Genomic DNA, 21,955 nt, shown 5'->3' with positions numbered 1-21,955 from the left:
GATGTCCGGCGGAAGTTCACGGGATCCAGTAGAGGAAGCTGGCCTGGAATCGTTTCCGGCCAGCGATCCTCCGGCCTGGGGATTGGGCACTCGCGAAGGCACAGCCAGGATATCGACGCCATTCGATTTCGCGTCGACAGCGGATGAAGTGCTCTCAGGGGTTCGACTGTCAGGTCGGCGCGCCATCGTCACGGGTGCTACGTCGGGCATAGGCATCGAGACGGCGCGCGCGCTCGCGCACGCCGGCGCCGATGTTACGCTGGCCGTTCGGGACGTAGAGGCGGGCAAGAAGGTGGCTCATGCCATAGCTGCCGCCAGGCGCTGCCGCGTTCACGTTGCGCTTCTGGAGCTATCGAGTCCGCGCTCGGTGCGTGACTTCGTCGAGGAATGGCGCGGACCGCTGCACATCTTGGTGAACAACGCTGGGATCATGGCCCTGCCGGAGCTACAGCGTTCTACAGAGGGATGGGAACTGCAGTTCGCGACCAACTTCATGGGGCATATGGGACTGACGGTGGGACTTCACGACGCGCTGGCTGCGGCAAATGGCGCACGCATCGTCTCACTTGGTTCAAGCGGCAGTCTCTTCTCTCCAGTCAACTTCGACGACCTGCACTTCAACTTCATTCCCTACACACCCTTCGTTGCCTATGGGCAATCCAAGACAGCGTGCATCCTTCTTGCGATGGAGGCGAATCGCCGCTGGTCGGGTGAAGGCATCTTCGCCAATGCGCTCAATCCCGGGGCGATCGCGACGAACCTTCAGAAGCACTCGGGTGGCTTGAAGACGCCGAAAGAGAGACAGAAGTCCGTGCAGCAAGGTGCGGCCACATCTGTGCTCCTGGCGGCTTCCCCTCTGCTCAGTGGGGTCGGCGGGCGCTACTTCGAGGACTGCAATGAGGCAGAGATCGTGCCGGTGCGATCTGCGGACTATCGCGGGGTTGCTCCGTATGCGCTCGACGCTACCAATGCACATCGCCTCTGGGAGATCGCTGCCTGTTTGCTTCATTGACTGGTATCAGAGGCTCAAACCAAAGGGGGCAGACAGCATGAACACCACTATGACAGAAGCAGTTGGGTCTTCGACGAGCCAGTGGGCTCATGTACCCGTCGGCCTCTTCGGCAGTGTCATGGGCTTGACGGGCCTGAGTTTGGTGTGGGCCACCATGCATGCGCAGTTCGCCACACCTTCGTGGATTGCGCAGGCCTTCGCATACGCGGCGATTTTGGCGTTCGTCCTCGTCACGCTTGCCTATGCTGCGAAGCTCATGCACTCGAGGGCGCGGGCCGAAGCCGAGTTCGGCCATCCTATTGCGGTCAACCTTTTCGCGACCTTCTGGATCAGCCTCCTGCTTTTGCCCATGGTCATCGCTCCGCTGAACTTGATGGTCGCGCGCCTCATGTGGGCAGTCGGGGCGCTGGGAATGGCGGCCTTTGCAATATTCATCGTGGACCGCTGGTTGAGTTCGCAGCATCAAATCACCCACGCGACGCCGGCATGGATCCTTCCAGTGGTCGGCTTGCTTGACTTGCCGCTGGCGATTCCCTATCTATCTTTGCCGCAGTTGCGAGGCCTCATGCTGGCCGGCTTGGCGATCGGTCTCTTCTTCGCGATTCCACTCTTCACGTTGGTCTTCTCGCGCCTGGTTTTCGAGCCGCCAATGCCCGTAGCACTGCGCCCTACCCTGATGATCCTCGTGGCACCCTTTGCGGTTGGAATGTCTACCTATGTTGCAACGACGGGCCAGGTCGATCTGTTCGCCAAGTCGTTGTATGTGCTGACAATCTTCCTTCTGCTGGTGCTGCTGGGACGGCTCAGGAATCTGGGAAACTGCTGTCCGTTCCGGTTCGCGTGGTGGGCGGTCAGCTTCCCGCTTGCAGCTTCCGCCATAGCCTCGCTCCGGTTCGCCGAAGCGGAGCCTGGATCGATCACCATAACGATTGCGATCGGGCTGGTGGCCGTGTCGACGCTTGTCATCCTGTGGCTCTTGATCCGAACTGTGGTGGGGGAGTTTCGCGGCGATATAGGGGCGCTCAGCAGTTAGCGGTCCTTCACCTGCAGAGCGGGAGTCACGAACGGCTCGGGCGCCGCGCCGGCATGGGTGGTGCGTCCGCCGAGTTTCTCGATCACCAGGTCCAGGAATGCTCGCAGTCTCGCCAGTCCACGAAGGTCCTGGTGATAGACAAACCAGACGTCCCGGCCAGGTGGCGGCGGCTCCAGGTCGTGCCTTTCGATGCCAGGGAAGTGATCGCCGAGGAGGGTTGGCAACACAGCGAATCCTGCCCCCAGGCCACACAAGCGAGCTTGCACATCACGATTGTTGCTGCCGAGCGTGAAGATGCCTGACGGGAACGTGCTGCGCAGCCAATGCACGTCCGGCAGATCCTCGAAGGCCGTATTCAGCGTGATCAGTTTTATGTCGGCCCCATTGCCTGTTGCGGGCCCTTGCACGCCAGCTGGCCCATAGAGCGCATAGCTCATGTGCATGAGGTGGCGTTGGACGACCCCTGGGCTTTCGGAAGGCCGAATGCGAAACACCAAGTCTGCCTCCCGTCGGTCGAGATCGAGAAAACGTACGTCCGTGATGAGGTCGATGCGAACGCCCGGGTGGCGTCCGACGAATTCAGTGATGACCGGTGACAGGACATGCAATCCGAACCAGTCGGAGCACGACACCCGAAGAAGCCCCTGGAGGTCAGCGCCGTGACCGGCCAGCTGTCGCTCGATGGCGAGCGCCTCCTCCTCCATACGCTCTGCGTGCAAGAGCACCGACGCGCCCTCGTCGGTGAGTTGAAATCCCTCCGGACCACGATGCAGCAGCTTCTGCCCGGTTGAGTCTTCCAGCGCCCGAATGCGGCGCCCCATGGTCGGCTGGGACATTCCCAGACGTGCGGCTGCGCCGCTCAACGTGCCCGCACGCGCAACCGCCAGAAAGATTCGGAGATCCTGCCAGTCCATGGGAGTTCAAATATGAATAGAGAGTGTTCAGTTCTGTGAATTTACATTCACAAATGAAAACCCCAAAGTAAGGCCCTCCTATCAACCAGAAGTTAAAGAGGACTTTGCCATGCGCAACTCACCTATTTCCGCCACGATGCAGGCCGCCTTGGTTCACGAAGCCAATGGCGCCTTTCTGATCGCCGAGCGCCCCGTTCCGGAAATCTCCGCCGGCCACGTGTTGGTCCGTATCGCCGCCAGCGGCGTCAACCCGCTGGACACCAAGATTCGCGCCGGCACTGCGGCGCATGCGAAGCACCCACTCCCGGCGATTCTTGGCATGGACCTGGCGGGTACCGTCATCCAGGTCGGCGCCGGCGTGACTCGCTTCCACGTGGGTGACGAGGTCTACGGTCTTGTCGGGGGTGTGGGTGGGCTGCAAGGCACCTTGGCCGAGTACGGCGCCGTCGATGCGGATCTGCTCGCACACAAGCCTGCGAACCTGTCGATGCGCGAGGCGGCCGCGCTGCCACTGGTTTCGATCACCGCGTGGGAGGGCTTGGTCGATCGGGCCCGGACGAGTGCCGGCCACAAGGTGCTCGTTCATGGTGGCGCGGGGGGAGTCGGGAGCGCGGCCATACAGATTGCCCGTTCGATCGGCGCTGACGTGTACACCACCGTCACGCCCGCGCAGTTTGATGTGGTCCGATCTTTGGGTGCCACACCCATCGACTACACGACATCCACGCCCGCCGCGTATGTTCTTGAGCACACGGCGGACGAGGGGTTCGACGTGGTGTACGACACCGTGGGGGGCGCCACCCTTGACGCGTCGTTTCAAGCCGTGCGCCGGTATACCGGCCATGTCGTTAGCGCGCTGGGTTGGGGCACCCACGCACTGGCACCGCTGTCTTTTCGAGGCGCCACTTATTCCGGTGTCTTCACGCTGATGCCGATGCTGAGCGGCACAGGCCGCTCCCATCACGGTGAGATCCTGGCGCAGATCACCAAGCTGGTCGAAGCAGGCCAGATTCGTCCTGTCTTGGACACCCAGAGCTTCACGCTCGCTCAGGTTGAACAAGCGCATGCGCGCGCTATCGGAGGCCACGCAACCGGCAAGATTGTTGTTAACGTCGTTTGATCTGGAAAGTGCGGGTGCAAGGGGCTGGTCCCTCAAGCGCAGAACCCGATGTGCGCGCCCTCGCGTGCGCTATCGCAGTTCATGAGCCGATTGCCCCGGGTCTTTTCATGCGTCTACCTTCAGAAGTAGAAGACGTCGGCATTTGGAACGTTGTCGACAAAGCGCTACTGACCAAAGATTGAAGGCCTCGTAGGCTTGGTTTTCTCAGGCCAAGCGAGTGAACTTTCTTCTTCCAATTATCAGTCAGGAGCAAATCATGAAATCAATTGCCTATGTGTCGATCATCGGAGCTGTGTTCCTGGGATCTTCATTAAGCTGCTTGGCACAAACCAAGCCGCAAGCGGCGCAGGTTCGCGCGGAGCGGAAAGCCGAGGCGACGCAGACTGCTCGCGAGTTCAAGCCGGGAGAAGGCGACCCGATTCCAGAAGCTCGGCCCAAGGTGTCGCGTCCAGAGCGAGTTAAGGCGCGCGAGGCTCGGAAAACCACGGGCGGCGAAGCAGCACGCGCCTTCATGCCGGGAGAGGGCAACCCCAAGCCAAGTGCGATCGCGCGACTGCCAAGAGCCGAGCGGAGGGCCGAGCGCAGCGCCAAACGGGCGGAACTGAAAGCAGAAAACAAGGTCGGCGCGATTCCAAGTTACGGCGACTCCTACGGAAGCAGCCAGCGCAAGTGATGCCGCTGGGCAAATTCGGTCCGTCGGCAAGCGGCCCACCAGCAGAAAGCTCCGGGGAGTCATTGCAAATTCTGAGCAGGCATTCGTTCACGTCGCTTCGCGATCGGCAGAACAGTTGGCCGTTGCGCACGACGGCTCTTCTTAAATGGAGGCACCATGTCGCAAAACATCGTCGTTGTGTATTTCAGCGGTTTCGGCCACACCAAGCGGATTGCAGAAGCAGTCGCACTCACTTCAGAGGCGCAGCTCTTGCGTATCGACGAGGCAGGCAATCTTCCATCCGAAGGCTGGGAGCAGCTGTCCAAGGCCGACGCGATCGTGTTTGGGTCTCCGACCTACATAGGCAGCGTAAGCTGGCAGTTCAAGAAGTTCATCGACGAATCGTCCAAAGTGTGGGCTGTCATGGGGTGGAAGGACAAGCTTGCTGCGGCCTTCACCAACTCGGCGGGCATGAACGGAGACAAGGCCGCCACGCTCAACGCGCTGTTCACGATGGCACAACAGCACGGGATGCTTTGGGTGGGCATGGGTATGCTGCCGAGCAGTACCAAGGCGGCCGAGCGAAATGACATCAACTATGTAGCGTCATTCAGCGGCCTTGCTACGACAACGCCGTCGGATGCGTCCACCGATGAAATGGCTGCTGGAGACTTGGAAACAGCACGCCGCTTCGGTCAACGTGTGTCGGACACGCTCGCGCGATTTCGGCGACAGGTTTCGAATTGATTGGAGAGTCGGAGTTCTTGCACTGCAGTAACTTTTACTCGCCTGTTGATCTGGAGGCGGGGTTACTGAAACTGTTACTGCGCAATGCCTCAAATCATCCCTACAAATTCGGAAGAAGTTCGAAGGCCCTAAGCAAAATCAACCGCTTGGGCTCTTTTTTACTCGCGCTTTTCGACCCACATCGCCGCACACGTTGCGGCACTGCGCGAGCAAGCGCCGGCGAGCTACTTCGCCGACTGAGCGGCCGGCCTCGCTGCTTCAAAACGCGGCCCCAACTGCGGACGCGGCGCGCCGCCGTCATCACGCAAGACTTCGCCGCTCGGCGGACGCCAGGGCGCCCGTCTCTCCAAGGTAGCTGCGCAGGCCGCCAAGATCGATCACCTCGACGCCGCCGTGCTCCACGCGCAGCAAGCCTGCGCGCTCCAGCGCGTGCAGTGCCCTGTTGGCGCGCTGGCGAGAAACGGCGGACAACAGGCCGATCTCATCCTGGCTCAGGCGCACGAAACTGCTCGCCTGCGGATAGAGAATCGGGTCGAACAGGCTGGCCAGGCAGCGCGCGACACGCGCGTCGGGGCCCAACAAGCGGTCGAACTCCACGAGCCCGATGAACAGGCTCAGGCGTGCGTTGATGTGCGAGAGCAAGAACCGATTGAAACCGAGGTTCGTCGAGACGAGCCGCTCGAAGGTGTGGCGCGGCACACATGCCATGCGCGTGGCTCGCATGGCCACGCCGTCATAACGCCAGGGGCTCGGCGTCAGCAGCGAGCCCTCGCCGGCCCAGCCACCGGTGGTCACGCCGGTGAAGGTGGAGATGCGGCCATCGGCCTGCGAGATCGACATCTTCACAAGGCCTTCGATGACGCCCAGCCAGAGATCGGCCGGCTCGCCACGGCGCATGACGAAACCGCCGACCGGCACTTCGCGCTCATGCGATTCGCGCACCACGCGGTCGAGCTCCTCGGCCGTCAGGGTCTGCGCCCACAAGCTCCCGCGGAGCATGGTCTCCATGGCCGTCGACGACATACGTGCTTCCCTCGCTTGCCTGTTGCTTGCTCGCTCCTCGTGCGCGCCGAGCCCGCGTCGCAAGGCCGGCGAACACGCCCGTAAGTAATGTCTTCGGAAAGACATTTTTGGCGCGGCGATCATGCCATATTGGTTCCTGTTCGCCACAACCATAAGACTGGAGACAAGGATGGAACATCCGGAATCCGGCGCGGGCCCCACGCCTGCGCCATCTCATGACGAACCGCCGGGCATGCGCCGGCGCGACCTGCTGGGATACGCGGCCTCTGCACCGCTGATCTCAGCTGCCGCGGGACTCGGCGGCCTCGCGGCGCCGTCTTCGGCCCGGGCCGCGGTATTGCCGATGACCCCACCGGACACGACCGACCTGATCGATATCGGCGATGCGGTGACGGTGACGGCGTTGCCGACCATGCCGCTGGTCAAGGTGAGCGGCCTTGCGAACGGCCGTGTCCGGCTGGAGCTGCCGCGCTTCGAATCAGGCCAGGGCATTGCCACCGCGGCCGCGATGATGCTGGCCGACAAGCTCGGCCTGCCGTTGAATGCGATCGAGGTCGGCTCCGCCGACGCCAGTCCGGAGCTGGTGTTCAACCAGCTCACCGGAGGCTCCTCGAGCGTGCGTTCACTGCATGCAGGCATGCCGTTGCTCGGCGGGGTGGGCGGACTGGCGGGGGGGTCCGCAAACCCGGTGGTCGGCCGGCGCGTCACACGGCTCGACGCGCTGGACATCGTGACCGGACGCAAGAAGTTCACGCTCGACCAGGCGGTGCCCGACGCGAAGCCGACCATGGTGTGCCGGCCGCCAACCATCAACGGCCAGTTCGTTCGCATCAACAACACGACCGCGGTGATGGGCATGCCCGGCGTCCTGGGCATCGCGCCGATTCCCGCCACGAACGGCATCGTGCCCACGCCGCCCGGTGTGGCGGTGATGGCCGAGACCTTCGGGCAGGCCTGGGCCGCGGTGAATGCGCTCGACGTCACCTGGACCGCGGGCGCTGTCGCCGCCGAGTCCAACGCCAGCATCCAGCAGAAGCTCAAGTCCGCGCTGCTGCCCTTCGTGCTGCCACCGCTGGGCGCTTTGACGGTCGAGGGTGAGTTCGAGTTCGCGGCGGTCTCGCACTGCCCGATGGAAACGGAATGCGCCATTGCCGACGTGCGCGCCGACCGGGCCGAGGTCTGGTCCGGCCTGCAGAGTCCGATCGTCACGCAGCAGGCAGTCGCGGCCGATCTGGGCTTGCCGCTGGACAGGGTCAAGGTGCATGCCGTGCCCTCTGGCGGCTCCTTCGGGCGCCGGCTGTTCTGGGACGCGACCCTGCAGGCGGTACAGATCTCCAAGGCGCTGGGCAGGCCCTGTCGCCTGATGTACCACCGCACCGACGACATGCGCCACGGCCGCGTGCGCCCGCCCATGTTCCACCGGGCGCGCGCGACGATGCTGCTGGGCCAGGTCATTGCTTTCGAGCAGCGCATCGCCGGCGTGCGGCTCGATACGCGCCACGGCTTCGGCGAGATGCTGGGCGCCGCGGCCATCGCACTGCCCAACGGCTTTCCGCAGACGGTGGGCAACTTCGCCATCGAGCAGGCCATGTTCAAGACCATGGTCTCTTCGCCGTACAACTTCGGCGTGACCACCAAGCTGCTGACACCGGTGGCGATGGACATCAACACCTGCTCCTACCGCTCGGTGCACATCCAGCCTTCGCGCCTGGTGGAGGAGATCCTCGTCGACGAGATGGCGAGGGCGCTGCGCAAGGACCCGGTCGCTTTCCGCCTCGAATACCTGCGCCTGCCGCGCGCCCGCGCGGTGCTGAAGGCCGTGGCCGAGGCGGCGCAATGGGGCAAGGCCATGCCACCGGGGTTTGCGCAAGGCGTGGGCGTGCACCAGGAGTCGAAGTCCTTCACCGCGTGCATCGTCGAGATCGACGCGCGCGTGCCGGCCGACATCAAGGTGACCCGCGCCACCATCGCGATCGACGTCGGCACGCCCATCAATCCCTCGGGCATCGAGGCGCAGATGCAGGGCGGGTTGTGCGAGTCGATTTCCATCGTGCTGACGGCCGGCCTGCACATCCAGAACGGCCTGCCGCTGGAAGGCAGCTACTCGCAGTACCACTTCGCGCGAATGAAAAACTATCCGAAGGACGTGAAGGTCATCATCATGCCCGCCACCAGCGGCGAGGCGATCGGCGGCCTGGGCGAAGTGGGCCTGTCGGCCAGCTCTGGCGCCATCGCCAACGCTTACGCGCGCGCCACCGGCAAGAAGCCGCGAAGTTTTCCGCTGAACTTTCCCGTCGATTTCACCCCCATCCCCCCGGGCAAGCTGCCCACGCCGGTCACCGTGCCGGTACCCGCCTGAGGAGCCCGACATGCCTGTGCAATCTTTCAAGGTGAACGGCGGCCACGTCGACGTCGAGGCGCCCGACGACATGGCCTTGCTCTGGGTGCTGCGCGACAAGCTCGGCATCACCGGTCCGAAGTACGGCTGCGGCATCAACGTGTGCAAGGCCTGCACCTGCCACGTGGACGGCAAGGCCGTCACCGCCTGCTCGACGCGGGTGATCGACGTGCGCGGCCGGCAAGTGACGACCATCGAGGGCCTGGCCAACGGCAACACGCTGCATCCGGTGCAGCAGGCCTGGATGAACCTCGATGTGCCGCAATGCGGCTTCTGCCAACCGGGACAGATCATGGCGGCGGTCGACCTGCTGAAGCGCACCCGCAACCCCACCGACGCGGACATCGATGCCATCGAGAACGTGTGCCGCTGCGGCACCTACGGCCGGGTGCGCGAGGCCATCAAGGCGGCTGCGGCAATGATGGGCTAGGACGTCGAGGGACGCTCGATGGCGCCTCTTGGCGCTGGCCGACACAACATCGGGGATTTCCAATAAAGTACATACATGTACTTTGTCCAGTATCCGGTAAAAACTGGATATTGTTTATATATTGGTAATTCCCGATAAGATCATTGGCATGGACTACCCCGTTCAGCTGACCAGCCACCTTCGCGAGCACCTGCGCGCGCTCAGGAAAGCGCGCGGCCTGACCCAGGCCGCGCTCGGGCGGCTACTCGGCGTGGGACAGGCCCGCATCGCCGAGATCGAAAGCAACCCCGGCGCCGTGAGCGTCGACCAGCTGATGAAAGTGCTCTCGGCATTGCGCGCATCCCTGCTGCTGAGGGATGACGCGATCGATGTGCCCGCGAATCGACCGGAAGCAGAACCCTCGCCTCCTTCTCCTGCGGCCAACAAACCCCGCGAGCCGGTCAAACAACCGTCGGTCGCGAACCGGAACCCGGATGCCACACCGACATCCGGGCGCAACTTCGTCATCCGGCCCAAGAAAGGCTCTTGGTAGTGGCGGCGCTCAACGCGTGGATGAATGGCGAATTCGTCGGCGTCTGGCAGTTCAACCGCGGAGTTCACAGCTTTTCGTACGCACCGTCATGGCTGGAGTCCGGCAAGTCCCGGCCGCTTTCCTTGTCGCTGCCACTCACCCGCACCCTGGCGGTCAAGGGAGAGGTCGTTGCGAACTACTTCGACAACCTGCTGCCCGACAACGAACGAATCCGCGAGCGAATCGGCCGGCGGTTCAAGACCAGGACACTCGATACCTTCGCCTTGCTGGAGGCCATCGGCCGCGACTGCGTCGGCGCAGTGCAGTTGCTCCCGGAAGGAACGACCCCTGACGGGTGGAACCGCGTGGCATGCGATCGGCTGACCGACAAACAGGTCGCCGACGCACTTCGCGCCGTGCCCGACGACTCGGTCGTTCGCCACATCGACGAAGCCCCGCCGTTCCGGATTTCCTTGGCGGGAGCCCAGGAAAAGACCGCCTTCGTGCGCGTCGACAGGCGGTGGTGCCGTCCCGTCGGAGCCACGCCGAGCACCCACATCTTCAAGCTTCCGCTCGGCCTGATCGCCAACACGACCCGAGTGGACATGTTCGACTCCGTCGAGAACGAATGGCTCTGCGCGCAGATCATCCAGGCGCTCGGGCTGCCGGTGGCACACACCGAGATGGCCACGTTCGGCGACCAGCGCGTGCTGATCGTGGAGCGCTTCGACCGGGAATGGATGGAAGACGGAAAGTGGATTGCCCGGCTTCCCCAGGAAGACTTCTGCCAGGCGCTAGGCCTGCCGCCGCGCCTGAAATACGAAGACGACGGCGGGCCGTCCACCGCCGCCGGACTCACGCTGCTGGCCGGGAGTGCAGATGCACCGACAGACCGGATGGCTTTCCAACTCGCCCAGTTGGCCTTCTGGCTCATGGCGGCGCCCGATGGCCACGCCAAGAACTTCTCGATCTTCCTGCGCCAAGGCAACGCGTACGAAATGACGCCCTTGTACGACGTCCTGTCGGTGTGGCCCTATGTGGGCACGAGACGGGGCCAACTGCACGTGCGAGAGGTCCGACTGGCGATGGCACTTCGCTCGAAGAACGCGCACTACGAGATCCACACCATCCGTGCCCGCCACTGGCATGACCTGGCCATGCGGAACGGCGGCCCCGTGGTCTGGGAAGCGATGCAGGGCCTGGTCGATGGTGTGGCGCAGGCTCTTGGCGCCGTCGAGGCACGACTGCCCAAGGACTTTCCTGCACGCATCTGGGATCCCATCTCGAAGGGCATGCGCAGCCAGGCGAAGAAGTTCCTCTCGGAGGCGGCCAATCCCTCGTGACGAAGACACAGTCGGTTCGTCATCCCGCCGAGGAAGTTTCAGGCCTGCTTCATCCGTCGAACTTGACCAGGTCCTTGAAGATCAGCTGTCCCCAGGGCCCAGCGCGGCCTTCGCGAGCTCGGTCGCCCGATGCGCCTTGCCCCATCAGCGGCAACGCCTTCTGAACCGTGAAGATCGTGCCCTTCACATTGGTGTCGAAGGTTTCGTCGATGTGCTCGGCAGTGATCTCGCCAAGCGGAACCGGGCTTCCAGCCCCGGCATTGGCGAAGACGTGCCCAGCGGGCCGCTCATCTCTTTCAGATCATCGCCGGCGCTCTCCTGGCAAATCGGCCGGGCAATCCAGGAAGACCCGAACATCTAGGGTTGTGAGCTACGGAGTCGTTGGAGTTCCGCTCGCCCCTGCGGCGTGATGCGAAGGATCACGCCGCCGGCCGTTGGGTTCCGGGGATCGGGAAGGTTCGCCGCAATGAGTTCAGCGGCGGCCAGCACAGCCGCGCACTGGATGTCTGCCTCGTCGCGAATGGCCAAGGGAAAGGAAGCGTGCTCAATGCGGCACAGGAAATTCATCGGCATCGCTTTCTCCTCGGTTCCGAACAGCGTTTTATCCAGCCGGGCCCCCCTTTGCCAGCGAGGATTGTTCCGCGTCGGCCGGCGCAGGGGTCAACTGGTTATGGGCAATATGTACTACGAATTGTGTACAACATTGCGTCGTTTCGGCCGTAAACTTCAAATTTCAGAGGGGAGTTCTCCACCACGGCAGTGGATAACCCGGTGGAAAAGCCGGTCCAGATCGCCGGAGAGCGTTGCTACTGCTGAGTGGGCCCGGAATCACCTCTACCCGTATCGCCTATGGAAGATTTCTCGAGCCTGCTCCTGGGCCACCTCTTCCCCAAACTTCGAGGCCACGTAGGCTCGCATGGCTGCAACCAGGTGAGTCGGGCCAGGCTGAACCGCGGCATCTCCGCCGCCGGGAATGCGTGCCAGGATGGGCATCTCCAGGTCTTCAGGGCTGGTATAGAAGTTGATGAGGAGCATCTCGATGATCACGCCGCCCTGCGCCCAATCGGTTGAAGGCCGCCAGAGGTCGATCGTCTGCCGGTACTCGGTGTCTGCGCCTTTTTCGATCCAATGGTCCTGGCCGGTGATCTGTTCCGGCTCGTAGTAGGAACCGCTGTGCAGGTCGTACCGCGCCGCAGTCCAGCCGTTCGCCCGCGCGACCCAATGGTCGAGCTGCGCGCCGGTGAGTTCTGAAGCCTTCATGCCGGTTCATTCTGCAGAGCGTGCGCGGACTGCCCGGAGGGTCGCACCGCCGACCGCGCGTAGGAGGACGCCCCCAAGGCGGCCAGCAGCTCTGGCGGCCGGTCTCGAAAATAGCGAATTCGGCTGACACGGACCGGAGATCCGCAATGATCCACTCGCTAGGCCGACCATCAGGGGCTCGCCATCGAATTCTGCCTTTCACAAGAGACCATGCCGTGAGTTCAGAAGCCGCCCCGCCTTCCCGATCAGACGCGACGGCGGGCGCTGTCGCGGACCTGGACTCGCAGATCGCGTTTCTGGACCGCCTCGCCCGGACGACGCAGCCAATGAGCGATCCGGCCGAAGTGATGCAGATCACGGCGCGTTTGCTTGGAACGCACATGGGGGTCAACCGGTGCGCATATGCGGAAGTCGATCCCGATGAAGACCATTTCACGCTCACCGGGGATTTCAGCCGCGGCGTCGACTCCATCGTGGGCCGCTACACGTTCTCCCAGTTCGGGCTGGATTGCCTTGAGCTCATGCGCGCCAACCTGCCTTACGTGGTCCATGACATCGATACCGATCCACGCGCGGCCGGCATGGATCTGAGTGCTTACCGGCTCACGGCCATCCAGGCCGTGATCTGCGTTCCACTGCACAAGGACGGCCGCTTTGTGGCGGCCATGGCCGTGCACCAGCGCACGCCCAGGCGATGGAACAAACCCGAGATCGAACTGGTCCAGCTGGTCTGCAGCCGATGCTGGGAGAGCCTGCAGCGCACGCGGGCACACCATGCGATCCAGCTGACCAACGAGCGCTTGAACATTGCGCTGGCCGCCGCGGAGATGGGCGACTGGAGCTGGAGCGCTGCCACGGACGTGGTTTCCTTGTCGCCGCGCGCGGCAGCACTTTTTCGTGTTCCTGTTGCTCCGGTCACCTGGCATGAACTGGCTCGACTCATTCATGAGGATGACCGGGAACGCACGCTCGCTGCGGTCCAGGCAAGCGTTCGCAGCGGCAAGACCTACCGCGAGGAGTACCGCCTGGCCGGCAGCCACCCGCCGCGGTGGCTCTCGGTTTGGGGAACGCCGCAAACCGATGATGCGGGTGTCGTCGCGGGCATCTTCGGCGTGGTGCAGGAGTCGACGGTCAGAAAGCAGATGGAACAGGATCTGCGCGAGGCCGACCAGAAAAAGGACGAGTTTCTCGCGGTGCTCGCACACGAGTTGCGCAACCCGCTTGCACCCATAGGACTTGCGGCGCAAATGCTCAAGCAGTCGCCCGATCCGGCGACGCAGAACACCGCTGAGATGATCCGCACGCAAGTCTTCCAGATCTCGAGACTGCTGGACGACCTGCTCGATACCAGCCGCATCAAGACCGGCCGCATGACAGTCAAGAAGGAGCTCGTCCATGCGCGCACAGCGATCGAGCTGGCGTTGCAAAACGCGGGCTCCGAAGTACGCAGACGAAATCACAGCGTGACCTTGAAGGTCGAAGACGACCTTGCACTCCAGGCAGACCCGGTCCGCCTCGCACAGATCATCACCAATCTTCTGACGAATGCCGCCAAGTACACCCCGGTGGGCGGTCGCATCGAGATCTGTGCGTCGAGCGCCGGCGAGTTGTGCGAGTTCGTGGTCAGCGACAACGGGATGGGGTTGACGCCGCAATCGTTCGAACGCATCTTCGAGATGTTCTCGCAGGAGGGCGCCGTGCTGCATCGCCCCGAGGGCGGTCTTGGCATTGGCCTCGCGCTGTCACGCGCGATCTGCGCCGCACACGGCGGCACCATCGTGGCCGAAAGCGCGGGCCTCGGGAAAGGCAGCCGTTTCATCGTCCGGCTTCCCGTCGGCAACGTCCCGCCGAATCGGGCGTCGGACAAGGCGCTTCCAATGCCCACGATGGGCGGGCGGCGCGCTGCAAGCATCGTGATTGCCGACGACAACCTGAGCGCCGTCACGCTGCTGGCGGAATTGCTGCGCATGGAGGGCCATGAGGTGCACGTCGCCACGGACGGCGCCCAGGCACTGACCATCGCCGAGGCCGTGCGGCCTTCCGTACTGATTCTCGACATTGGCATGCCGAAGCTCACGGGGTATGAGGTCGCCCAGGCGGTGCGATGCACGCCCTGGGGCCAGCAAGCCTTTCTGCTCGCCGCCACCGGTTGGGGCCAGGAAGCCGACAAGGCACGCGCACGCGCCGCGGGTTTCGACGCCCACCTGATCAAGCCCTTCGACCCCGTCGAGCTGTTGGACGTACTCGAACGGAGAGTGGGAACGGCCGGCGAAGTCAGCCGCTAGTCCGTCTGCCAGCCATTCGCTCCGAGCCCACGACATGAACACCGGGCGCCGGGCCAATCGCCGCCTCGAGCAGTGCGTTGGCGATCTTCGGCGCCGGGTTGAGGCGCCAGCGCTTGGGCAGCAACGGGTCGGTCAAGGTCAGTCCCATCAGCATGATTCGCTCGCCCAGGCGGAACTCCTCCCGATGCCCGCCGATGAGGCCGGGCCGCACGAAGGTCAGCGATTCGAAGCCCTGCCCGGCCAGCGCCTGTTCCAGCTCGCCCTTGACCCTGTTGTAGAAGAAGCGCGAACGGGCATCCGCACCGATGGCCGAGTTCAGCACATAGGTCGGCGTGCCATGCGCGCGCGCCAACCTGGCGACCGTCAACGGATAGCCGAAGTCCACGCGGCGGAACGCTTCCTCAGAGCGGGCCGTGCGCATGGTCGTGCCCAGCGCGCAGACGACCGCATCCGCCTGCCACCAGTCGGCGTGCGGCGGCAGATGATCGAAATCCACTTGCGGGCTGCGCAGTTTCGGATGCGCCGCCAATTCGCGGCGACCGGGTGCAACCACTGCTTCCACGCGCGGATCGGCCAGCGCGCGTGCGAGCACGTGGCGTCCGACCAGTCCGGTCGCACCGAGCAGCAACAGTTTCATAAGGGATGCCCCATGGATGCACGACGGTGTTCAGGCGCTGGCGAGCGATCAGGCCTGGGGAGCGACGTGGGTGTGATAGATCTTACTGAGCACAGTCCACTTTCCATCGACCTTCAACAGATGGAAAAAATCGGTGAAGCAGAAACCGGAGACATCGTTGGTGTCGATGCGGGCACTGGCTGCCGTGCCGACGATGTCGACGCTGACGATCGCTCCCTGCGCCTCGGGTGACGGGCGAAAGGCGCTGTCGATGCCGTCGAACAGGTTCTGGATTGCGCCGCCCGTCAGCTTGCCGTCTGCGCCGACGCCAAAAATGGTTGCCTGCTCGCTGAAAGCGGGCTTCATGATGCTGCTCCTGGCCTGCTTGCAGCCGTCGTTGTACTTGTTCAGCACTTCGACGATAGCGTTGTACTCGTGGACGTAGGTGGGTTTGTTCATGGTCTTGCTTTCAGTTGAGGTTAGAAATTTACGGATCGCGCAGATGGCGGCAATCAGTCTCAGGCGCCGCTCAATTCCGCGGTGCGTTCTTCGACGGAAGCTCGCGGCCCCAGCCGCTGGAGCCTGCTTTCGCGGTTGTTGAGCCACCAGCCGGCCTGGATGTTCCAGTCGGCGTAGGGACTCGCTGGATCTGCCGCACCGAGTGCCTGCTGCGCATGCAGCGGGAATTGCGGATCACGCAGCGCGCTGTGCCCCAGCGCGACGATGTCGGCCTGGCCCGACGCCACGACCGTTTCCGCCTGATGCGGGTCGACGATCAGGCCGACCGCCATGGTGCCGATACCCGTCTCTCGGCGGATCTGGGCGGCAAACGGCACCTGGAAACCATAGCCGCTCGGGTAATCGAACACACCGAAGCCTCCGGAAGAACAGTCGACGACATCGACGCCGACCTTGGCGAGTTCGCGGGCGAAAGCCACGCTGTCGTCGATGGTCCAGCCATCGCGGCTTCCGTCCACCGCCGAGATGCGCACGAACAGCGGCTTGTCCTTCGGCCAGATCTCTCGCAACTCGCGGGCAATCTCCAGCGGCAGACGGATGCGGTTCTCGAAGCTGCCGCCATAGTCGTCGGTACGATCATTGGTCAGGGGCGACATGAACGCATTCAACAGAAAGCCGTGCGCGCAGTGCATCTCCAGTACCTCGAAGCCAGCGGCCAGTGCGCGGCGCGCCGCTGCGGCAAAGTCGTGCCGGACCTTCGCGATGCCCCTTGCGTCGAGCGCCGCGGGAACCAGCCATCCCTCGGCCGCCGGACGCGCGCTGGGAGAGACCACCTGCCATGGATGCTCTCCGCGCGCCACATCACGCTCGTTCAGCGGACCATTCCCCTCGAAGGCGCGCTGGATGCTGGCCTTGGGACCGGCATGGCCGATCTGGATGCCCGGGACCGCACCGTATTCCTTGGCGAAGGTCGCGATCCGGGCGAGGCCTTCCACATGGGCATCATCCCAGATGCCCACGTCGCCATGGGTGATCCGTGCCTCGAGCGACACGCCGGTCGCCTCGACCATCACCAGGCCGAAGCCGCCCAGTACAAAGCGTCCATAGTGCGCCACGTGGTACTCGTTCACAAAACCGTTGCGGGCCGTGTACTGGCACATGGGACTCAGTGCCAGGCGGTTGCGCAGCGTCACGCCGCGCAGGGTCAGGGGTTCGAATAACTTGCTCATTTTCCAATTCACCATTTATTTGTATCGATCGCTACAGAATCTCTTCATTGTATAGTAGTCACTACAGATAGTGTCAAGCGCTTCAATGCTGGAAGATGGATGACCATGTCAAACGCCGTATCCCTCCCTCCCCCCTCACGCAGCAAAGGTCGACCCCGCGGGTTCGACCGCGACGCGGCTCTGATCCGCGCACTGGATGTGTTCTGGCGCCGCGGATACGAACCCGCCTCCATGGTGGAGCTCTGCACGGCGATGGGAATCAACCCGCCCAGCCTGTACGCTGCGTTCGGCAACAAGGCCAAGCTTTTCCTGGAGGCGGTGGATTTCTACGAGCGCACCTACTGGGACGCGACCTGGGCGGCGCTGGAGAAGGAGCCCGACGTCTACCGTGCGGTCGAGGCCTTCTTCAAGGAGGCGGCGGGCATCCTCCTGTCGCCGCACGCACCCTGCGGGTGCCTTGTGGTGCTGGCTGCCATCAATGTGTCAGCGGATTCCACGGAAGTTTCCGAGGCGATCAAGTCGTTGCGCCAAGGCGGCAAGAAGCGCTTCGCGCAGCGAATCAGGCAAGGCGTCAGGGACGGGCAGCTTCCCGAAAAGACCGACGTCAAGTCCCTGGCAGCCACGCTCAGCACCATGCTGGAAGGCATGTCCATCCACGCCCGCGACGGCGTGGTGCATGCCGAGCTGGCCCGGATCGGGGCGCATGTGGTGAGGCTGTTGCCGGAGCGGTCGACCGGCAAGCCCCAGGTGTGAAGCTGGTCAATGGCGCTCACGCCGCGCCACGCCGTGCCACCAGATCGACCTCGATGCGCGCCCCTTTCGCCAGCCCGGTCACGCCGATGCAGGTGCGCGCCGGCCGCCGCCCGCTGGCGAAATGTTCGGCATACACCGCGTTCATGGCCGCGTAGTCCTCCTCGAAGTGCCTGAGATACACGCGCACCGAGAGCGCGTGCTCCAGGCCGAGTCCGCAACCGGCAAGCACCGTCTGGAGGTTCTTCAACACCTGGCGCGTCTGCGCCTCGATGCCCTCCGGATAGGGAGAATCCAGCGTGGTGCCGGCGAACGGCATCTGGCCGGTGACGAAGACCCAGCCGTCGCTTTCGACGGCGTGGCTGAACGGAGCGACCGGATCCGGCGCACCGGTGATCATGTGGAAGATGGGAGACATCGCGGACCCGGAGTTCGACATGCGCCTCGGCAAGCCAGTAGCGTGCCAGGCTCGCACGCGGCGTGGCACGTGTCTTGCGCACCCTGCGCAAGCAACCAGAAAGCGCCGCCGTGCAGTTCGAACAGTTCTCGACCGACTCCTATCCGGTGCACCAGCGGCCGCACGCCTGGCGCGATGCACTGCACCTGCACCGCCTGCGACCCGAAATGGCGCAGGCGGCAGCACCGCTTTACGGCACCCTGACTGCGGGACGCACGGCGCGCGGGGTCGGCATGGCGCGCATCATCTCGTCGCCGCAGACCCTGCAGCGGCTGGGCGACCCGGCCGATGCCATCTGGCTGGCGCTGCACCTGAGCGGCGAAGCCGCGCTGCACGATGGCCGGCAGACGATCGAACTGGCCCCCGGCGACATCGTCTTCGGGCCGGCCCAGGCGCGCGCGGGGCTGGATTTCCGCTCCAACTTCCGGCAGTTCATGGTGTCGATGCCGCGGGCCAGCCTGAAGGCGCGGCTGCCCGGCGGGCCGGGGATCGCGCTCGGCCATCTGTCGGGCCGCGCGGGCCTCGGCCGCATGTTCGCGGGCACGCTCACGGCGCTGGCCGACACCTTCGACAGCCTGAGCGACGACGACGTGGCACCCGTGGAATCCGCCCTGTCGGAGTTCATTGCCACGAGCCTGTCCGCGCACCAGGACACGGCCTCGCCCGCCATCAGCAGCACGCGCGCCGCCACGGTGCACCGGCTGTGCCAGTACGTCGATGCCAACCTGAGCGATGCATCGCTGTCGCTGGCGGCCGTGGCGTCGCACGAGCGCCTGTCGGAGCGGCTGGTGCAGAAGCTCTTCGAGGGCCTGGGCCAGACCTTCACCGCCTACGTGCGCCAGTGCCGCCTGGAACGCTGCCGCGCCGATCTTGCCAACCGCCAGTACGGGCACCTGTCGATCTCGGACATCTGCTTCCGCTGGGGCTTCAACGACCCGGCGCATTTCAGCCATTGCTTTCGCGACCGCTACAGCATGTCGCCCCGGCAATACCGCCAGCAGGCCAACGAGGCGAGCCAGCAGTCGCTGCGCAAGCGCATCCGGCGCGGCTGGCCCTCGGGCTACTTCGAGACGCCGGCCGAGGACCCGGTGGCTTCGGCGGCCCGCATCGATGCACGCGCAGTGGGCGACGACGGCGCTGCGGCCACCACGCACACGGCATCGGCCGCGCGGCTCGGCGGCGACGCCGCCACCGGCCGCCATCACCATCTGCCGGCCACTGCGCAAACCATCCACTGGGGCTACTTCGGGCGTTCGATCCCGCCGGTGCTGACCATTGCCTCGGGCGACATCGTGACGATCGAGACGTTGACGCAGCACGCCTACGACGACCACGAGCGCATGATCAAGGGCGACTCGGGCGCCGAGAGCGTCTTCCATTGGACGCGCGAGCACAAGGCCGTGGACCGCCGCGGCGCGGGCCCCACCGATGCGTCGATCTACGGCCGAGGCAGCGGCGAAGGCTTCGGCGTGCACATCTGCACCGGGCCCGTCTACGTGAAGGACGCGCAGCCCGGCGACGTGCTGGAGGTGCGCATCCTGGATCTCGCGCCGCGCCTGGCGGCCAGCGCCAAGTACGAAGGCCGCGCGTTCGGCAGCAATGCCGCCGCGTGGTGGGGCTTTCACTACGACGACCTGATCGAGGAGCCCCGGCAGCGCGAGGTGGTGACGATCTACGAGGTCGACTGCAGCCAGGGCGATGCCTGCGCCCACGCCGTCTACAACTTTCGCTGGACGCCGCAGCGCGACCCGAGCGGCGTGCTACACCCGACCATCGACTATCCCGGCATTCCGATCGACCGCGCATCGATCGTCGAGAACCACGGCGTGCTGCAGGGCGTGAGCATTCCGGTGCGGCCGCACTTCGGCGTGATCGCAGTCGCGCCCGCCGAGACGGGCCTCGTCGACTCGGTGCCGCCCTCATGCTTTGGCGGCAACCTGGACAACTGGCGCATCGCCAAGGGGGCCACGCTCTACCTGCGGGTCGGGGTCGATGGCGCACTGCTTTCCGTCGGCGACCCGCACGCGTCGCAGGGCGACAGCGAACTGTGCGGCACGGCCATCGAATGCTCGCTCACGGGCGTGTTCCAGATCGTGCTGCACAAGGCGGACCAGCTGCGCGGCAAGCCCTATGCCGACATCGACTACCCGTTGGTCGAGACTGCGGACGAGTGGGTGGTCCACGGCTTCAGCCATGCGGACTACCTGAAGGAATTCGGCGACAAGGCGCGCAGCGCGATCTACGAGAAGTCATCGCTCGACCCGGCGATGCGCGACGCCTTCCGCAAGACGCGGCGCTTCCTGATGACCGCGATGGGCCTCACGGAAGACGAGGCGATTTCGCTGATGTCGGTGGCCGTCGACTTCGGCGTGACCCAGGTCGTCGACGGCAACTGGGGCGTGCACGCGGTGATCCGCAAGGCGCTGTTCGCCGGCCGCCAACGACCGGCGCTGCCGGACGCCGCACTCAGCGATTCGTGAAGACGTTCTTGCGGATCGAACCATGGATGCCCCAGTTGGCATCCACCACCTGCGTCACGCCGAAATCCGCCGCCACCGACAGCAGCGCGATGGCTTCGTCCTCGCTGAGCCGGTGCACCGTCATGAGAAAGCGGCGCAGCTTGCGGAAGGCGTCGCGCATCGCCGGGTCGAGCGACGACTTGCCGGCAATTGCCGTTTGCGCGTCCGGCCCGAGGGCGGCCAGGTAGTTGGGGTAGGTGAAGCCGTAGACCGACCACAGCTCGTCGGTTTCCAGCAGCGGGTGGTCGAGGCCCTCGAGCAAGGTGCCGCCCAGCTCGGACTGCTTGTGCAGGATGAACTCGAAGTCGCCCGTCAAGGAAGTCTCGATGGCGGTGCCGCCGAGCTCACTGTCGCCCTGCGCGGCATGCGGGTCGCCCACCGAGAAGAAGGCGCCGGGCACGGCCACCGGGTAGTACATGCGCGCGCCCTTGCCGACGCGCCAGTCGTCGATGTTGCCGCCGGTGTAGCTGGGCGGAATGGAGCTCACGAAGTCGGACTCCGACGGCGCGAGACCCATGGTGCCGAAGTGCAGCCGCGCCGGCACCTTGACGTTGCGCAGGATGTCTTCGCGCTTGCGCACCAGCGTGTGGTCCACGCGCACGCCGGGGTAGTCGATCATGCGGTGCACCACGCCATCGGGGTCGGTCTGCGGCGTCCACACGTAGTTGTAGACGGCGCGCGCGAAGGGCTCGCCCGAAGTGTCGAGCTCGAAGATGGTCACCACCTCGCGCGGCTTGGGCTCCTCGATCAGGTCGCGAAAATGGAAGCCCCAGGACGCGGCCACGTTCGAGCCGAAGCAGCGGCCCGCGTAGCAATGGTTGCAGCTGGGCCGGGGCCGCACATCGAGAATGCGCACCTCCAGCACGTCGCCCGGCTCCGCGCCTTCGACGACGACGGGGCCGGTCAGCAGGTGCACGCCCACGCCCTCGCCTTCGCCGAGCTTGAACGGCCCTTCCACGGGCCCGGCGCCACGCCGCGGCACGGCCTTGTGCTCGCGCGTCCACGCGAACACCGATTCGGCGCCCGGGTCGCCGGCGACCATGCGTTCGTGGTCGTCGTTGGCGTGGTGGGTCAGGGTCTCGATCGTCACGCGGTCGCCGGACTTCACGACGAGCGAGGGCGCGACCGCCTTGCTGAAATAGCCCCAGTGGACGGTGTGGGGAGAGACGGGCAGGATGTGATGCTTCATGAAATCCT

20 protein-coding genes and 2 pseudogenes are annotated in these 21,955 nt (G+C 64.6%); 12 read left to right on the top strand and 10 right to left on the bottom strand.

Annotated features, from left to right (window positions below):
- Position 1 precedes the first annotated feature (1 nt).
- Both ABID97_RS26240 and ABID97_RS26235 read left to right on the top strand, forming a co-directional pair.
- On the top strand, positions 2-1,012 hold the full coding sequence (locus ABID97_RS26240) for an SDR family NAD(P)-dependent oxidoreductase (RefSeq protein ID WP_354402099.1): 1,011 nt from the start codon (positions 2-4) through the stop codon (positions 1,010-1,012).
- A 37-nt stretch (positions 1,013-1,049) separates the two neighbouring features.
- Positions 1,050-2,045, top strand: a complete 996-nt coding sequence (locus ABID97_RS26235; RefSeq protein WP_354402097.1) for an SLAC1 anion channel family protein — start codon at positions 1,050-1,052, stop codon at positions 2,043-2,045.
- Here the strand turns inward: ABID97_RS26235 and ABID97_RS26230 are convergent.
- Positions 2,042-2,959, bottom strand: a complete 918-nt coding sequence (locus ABID97_RS26230) for a LysR family transcriptional regulator (protein WP_354402095.1) — start codon at positions 2,957-2,959, stop codon at positions 2,042-2,044. The genes ABID97_RS26235 and ABID97_RS26230 overlap by 4 nt on opposite strands.
- A gap of 109 nt (positions 2,960-3,068) precedes the next feature.
- On the opposite strand from ABID97_RS26230, the gene ABID97_RS26225 reads away from it, so the two are divergent.
- The 3 genes from ABID97_RS26225 to ABID97_RS26215 all read left to right on the top strand — a co-directional run bounded on the left by ABID97_RS26225 (position 3,069) and on the right by ABID97_RS26215 (position 5,478).
- Complete coding sequence (locus tag ABID97_RS26225; RefSeq protein WP_503012827.1) at positions 3,069-4,079, top strand: zinc-dependent alcohol dehydrogenase family protein; 1,011 nt, start codon at positions 3,069-3,071, stop codon at positions 4,077-4,079.
- Positions 4,080-4,335: 256 nt separating this feature from the next.
- Positions 4,336-4,752 (top strand): hypothetical protein, encoded by a 417-nt coding sequence (locus ABID97_RS26220; protein ID WP_354402093.1) that lies wholly within the window; start codon positions 4,336-4,338, stop codon positions 4,750-4,752.
- Positions 4,753-4,908: 156 nt separating this feature from the next.
- On the top strand, positions 4,909-5,478 hold the full coding sequence (locus ABID97_RS26215) for a flavodoxin family protein (protein WP_354402091.1): 570 nt from the start codon (positions 4,909-4,911) through the stop codon (positions 5,476-5,478).
- A 300-nt stretch (positions 5,479-5,778) separates the two neighbouring features.
- Here ABID97_RS26215 and ABID97_RS26210 read toward each other — a convergent pair whose 3' ends face one another.
- The gene (locus ABID97_RS26210; RefSeq protein WP_354402089.1) at positions 5,779-6,501 is read right to left on the bottom strand and encodes a Crp/Fnr family transcriptional regulator; all 723 of its coding nucleotides are present in this window, start codon (positions 6,499-6,501) and stop codon (positions 5,779-5,781) included.
- A gap of 169 nt (positions 6,502-6,670) precedes the next feature.
- On the opposite strand from ABID97_RS26210, the gene ABID97_RS26205 reads away from it, so the two are divergent.
- The 4 genes from ABID97_RS26205 to ABID97_RS26190 all read left to right on the top strand — a co-directional run bounded on the left by ABID97_RS26205 (position 6,671) and on the right by ABID97_RS26190 (position 11,183).
- Positions 6,671-8,860, top strand: a complete 2,190-nt coding sequence (locus tag ABID97_RS26205) for a xanthine dehydrogenase family protein molybdopterin-binding subunit (RefSeq protein WP_354402087.1) — start codon at positions 6,671-6,673, stop codon at positions 8,858-8,860.
- Between the two features lie 10 nt (positions 8,861-8,870).
- On the top strand, positions 8,871-9,329 hold the full coding sequence (locus tag ABID97_RS26200; protein WP_354402085.1) for a (2Fe-2S)-binding protein: 459 nt from the start codon (positions 8,871-8,873) through the stop codon (positions 9,327-9,329).
- Between the two features lie 148 nt (positions 9,330-9,477).
- Entirely contained in the window at positions 9,478-9,861 is a 384-nt protein-coding gene (locus ABID97_RS26195; protein WP_354402083.1) for a helix-turn-helix domain-containing protein, read from the top strand.
- A complete protein-coding gene (locus ABID97_RS26190) occupies positions 9,861-11,183 on the top strand; it encodes a type II toxin-antitoxin system HipA family toxin (protein WP_354402081.1) in 1,323 nt (440 codons plus the stop codon). Before ABID97_RS26195 ends, ABID97_RS26190 begins: the two co-directional genes overlap by 1 nt.
- A gap of 127 nt (positions 11,184-11,310) precedes the next feature.
- On the opposite strand, the pseudogene ABID97_RS26185 reads toward ABID97_RS26190, so the two are convergent.
- The 3 genes and pseudogenes from ABID97_RS26185 to ABID97_RS26175 form a co-directional block, all read right to left on the bottom strand.
- Positions 11,311-11,454, bottom strand: a pseudogene (locus ABID97_RS26185) (SDR family NAD(P)-dependent oxidoreductase); the annotation flags it as partial.
- An 86-nt stretch (positions 11,455-11,540) separates the two neighbouring features.
- Positions 11,541-11,756 (bottom strand): hypothetical protein, encoded by a 216-nt coding sequence (locus tag ABID97_RS26180; RefSeq protein ID WP_354402080.1) that lies wholly within the window; start codon positions 11,754-11,756, stop codon positions 11,541-11,543.
- Between the two features lie 261 nt (positions 11,757-12,017).
- Entirely contained in the window at positions 12,018-12,443 is a 426-nt protein-coding gene (locus ABID97_RS26175; protein WP_354402079.1) for a phage protein NinX family protein, read from the bottom strand.
- 215 nt (positions 12,444-12,658) lie between these two features.
- Here ABID97_RS26175 and ABID97_RS26170 point away from each other — a divergent pair, with 215 nt between their 5' ends.
- The gene (locus ABID97_RS26170; RefSeq protein WP_354402077.1) at positions 12,659-14,728 is read left to right on the top strand and encodes a hybrid sensor histidine kinase/response regulator; all 2,070 of its coding nucleotides are present in this window, start codon (positions 12,659-12,661) and stop codon (positions 14,726-14,728) included.
- Here ABID97_RS26170 and ABID97_RS26165 read toward each other — a convergent pair.
- The 3 genes from ABID97_RS26165 to ABID97_RS26155 are packed head-to-tail and all read right to left on the bottom strand — an operon-like array spanning position 14,718 to position 17,032.
- Entirely contained in the window at positions 14,718-15,365 is a 648-nt protein-coding gene (locus ABID97_RS26165) for an NAD(P)H-binding protein (protein WP_354402075.1), read from the bottom strand. The two genes, ABID97_RS26170 and ABID97_RS26165, sit on opposite strands and share 11 nt — an antisense overlap.
- A gap of 48 nt (positions 15,366-15,413) precedes the next feature.
- Positions 15,414-15,803, bottom strand: coding sequence for a nuclear transport factor 2 family protein (locus tag ABID97_RS26160; protein ID WP_354402073.1), 390 nt, complete (start codon positions 15,801-15,803; stop codon positions 15,414-15,416).
- Between the two features lie 59 nt (positions 15,804-15,862).
- Complete coding sequence (locus ABID97_RS26155; RefSeq protein ID WP_354402071.1) at positions 15,863-17,032, bottom strand: NADH:flavin oxidoreductase/NADH oxidase; 1,170 nt, start codon at positions 17,030-17,032, stop codon at positions 15,863-15,865.
- 99 nt (positions 17,033-17,131) lie between these two features.
- Between ABID97_RS26155 and ABID97_RS26150 the strand changes: the two genes are divergently transcribed.
- A complete protein-coding gene (locus ABID97_RS26150) occupies positions 17,132-17,785 on the top strand; it encodes a TetR/AcrR family transcriptional regulator (protein WP_354402069.1) in 654 nt (217 codons plus the stop codon).
- 16 nt (positions 17,786-17,801) lie between these two features.
- On the opposite strand, the gene ABID97_RS26145 is transcribed toward ABID97_RS26150, so the two are convergent.
- Complete coding sequence (locus tag ABID97_RS26145) at positions 17,802-18,200, bottom strand: RidA family protein (protein ID WP_354402067.1); 399 nt, start codon at positions 18,198-18,200, stop codon at positions 17,802-17,804.
- 110 nt (positions 18,201-18,310) lie between these two features.
- Between ABID97_RS26145 and ABID97_RS26140 the strand changes: the two genes are divergently transcribed.
- The gene (locus tag ABID97_RS26140) at positions 18,311-20,719 is read left to right on the top strand and encodes an acetamidase/formamidase family protein (protein ID WP_354402065.1); all 2,409 of its coding nucleotides are present in this window, start codon (positions 18,311-18,313) and stop codon (positions 20,717-20,719) included.
- On the opposite strand, the pseudogene ABID97_RS26135 reads toward ABID97_RS26140, so the two are convergent.
- A pseudogene (locus ABID97_RS26135) lies at positions 20,706-21,944 on the bottom strand (acetamidase/formamidase family protein); the annotation flags it as partial. The gene ABID97_RS26140 and the pseudogene ABID97_RS26135 overlap by 14 nt on opposite strands.
- Positions 21,945-21,955: the final 11 nt, after the last annotated feature.

The organism is Variovorax sp. OAS795, assembly GCF_040546685.1.
Classification (GTDB): Bacteria; Pseudomonadota; Gammaproteobacteria; order Burkholderiales; family Burkholderiaceae_C; genus Variovorax.
Note: the sequence above shows the minus strand (reverse complement) of the source record. Positions and strands in the feature narration are given on the sequence as shown.

What these genes read in the sequence shown, in the direction of transcription:
- ABID97_RS26240 (WP_354402099.1), top strand. Translation starts at nt 2, where the DNA reads ATGTCCGGCGGAAGTTCACGGGATCCAGTAGAGGAAGCTGGCCTGGAA.
- ABID97_RS26235 (WP_354402097.1), top strand. Translation starts at nt 1,050, where the DNA reads ATGAACACCACTATGACAGAAGCAGTTGGGTCTTCGACGAGCCAGTGG.
- ABID97_RS26230 (WP_354402095.1), bottom strand. Translation starts at nt 2,959, where the DNA reads ATGGACTGGCAGGATCTCCGAATCTTTCTGGCGGTTGCGCGTGCGGGC.
- ABID97_RS26225 (WP_503012827.1), top strand. Translation starts at nt 3,069, where the DNA reads ATGCGCAACTCACCTATTTCCGCCACGATGCAGGCCGCCTTGGTTCAC.
- ABID97_RS26220 (WP_354402093.1), top strand. Translation starts at nt 4,336, where the DNA reads ATGAAATCAATTGCCTATGTGTCGATCATCGGAGCTGTGTTCCTGGGA.
- ABID97_RS26215 (WP_354402091.1), top strand. Translation starts at nt 4,909, where the DNA reads ATGTCGCAAAACATCGTCGTTGTGTATTTCAGCGGTTTCGGCCACACC.
- ABID97_RS26210 (WP_354402089.1), bottom strand. Translation starts at nt 6,501, where the DNA reads ATGTCGTCGACGGCCATGGAGACCATGCTCCGCGGGAGCTTGTGGGCG.
- ABID97_RS26205 (WP_354402087.1), top strand. Translation starts at nt 6,671, where the DNA reads ATGGAACATCCGGAATCCGGCGCGGGCCCCACGCCTGCGCCATCTCAT.
- ABID97_RS26200 (WP_354402085.1), top strand. Translation starts at nt 8,871, where the DNA reads ATGCCTGTGCAATCTTTCAAGGTGAACGGCGGCCACGTCGACGTCGAG.
- ABID97_RS26195 (WP_354402083.1), top strand. Translation starts at nt 9,478, where the DNA reads ATGGACTACCCCGTTCAGCTGACCAGCCACCTTCGCGAGCACCTGCGC.
- ABID97_RS26180 (WP_354402080.1), bottom strand. Translation starts at nt 11,756, where the DNA reads ATGCCGATGAATTTCCTGTGCCGCATTGAGCACGCTTCCTTTCCCTTG.
- ABID97_RS26175 (WP_354402079.1), bottom strand. Translation starts at nt 12,443, where the DNA reads ATGAAGGCTTCAGAACTCACCGGCGCGCAGCTCGACCATTGGGTCGCG.
- ABID97_RS26165 (WP_354402075.1), bottom strand. Translation starts at nt 15,365, where the DNA reads ATGAAACTGTTGCTGCTCGGTGCGACCGGACTGGTCGGACGCCACGTG.
- ABID97_RS26160 (WP_354402073.1), bottom strand. Translation starts at nt 15,803, where the DNA reads ATGAACAAACCCACCTACGTCCACGAGTACAACGCTATCGTCGAAGTG.
- ABID97_RS26155 (WP_354402071.1), bottom strand. Translation starts at nt 17,032, where the DNA reads ATGAGCAAGTTATTCGAACCCCTGACCCTGCGCGGCGTGACGCTGCGC.
- ABID97_RS26150 (WP_354402069.1), top strand. Translation starts at nt 17,132, where the DNA reads ATGACCATGTCAAACGCCGTATCCCTCCCTCCCCCCTCACGCAGCAAA.
- ABID97_RS26145 (WP_354402067.1), bottom strand. Translation starts at nt 18,200, where the DNA reads ATGTCTCCCATCTTCCACATGATCACCGGTGCGCCGGATCCGGTCGCT.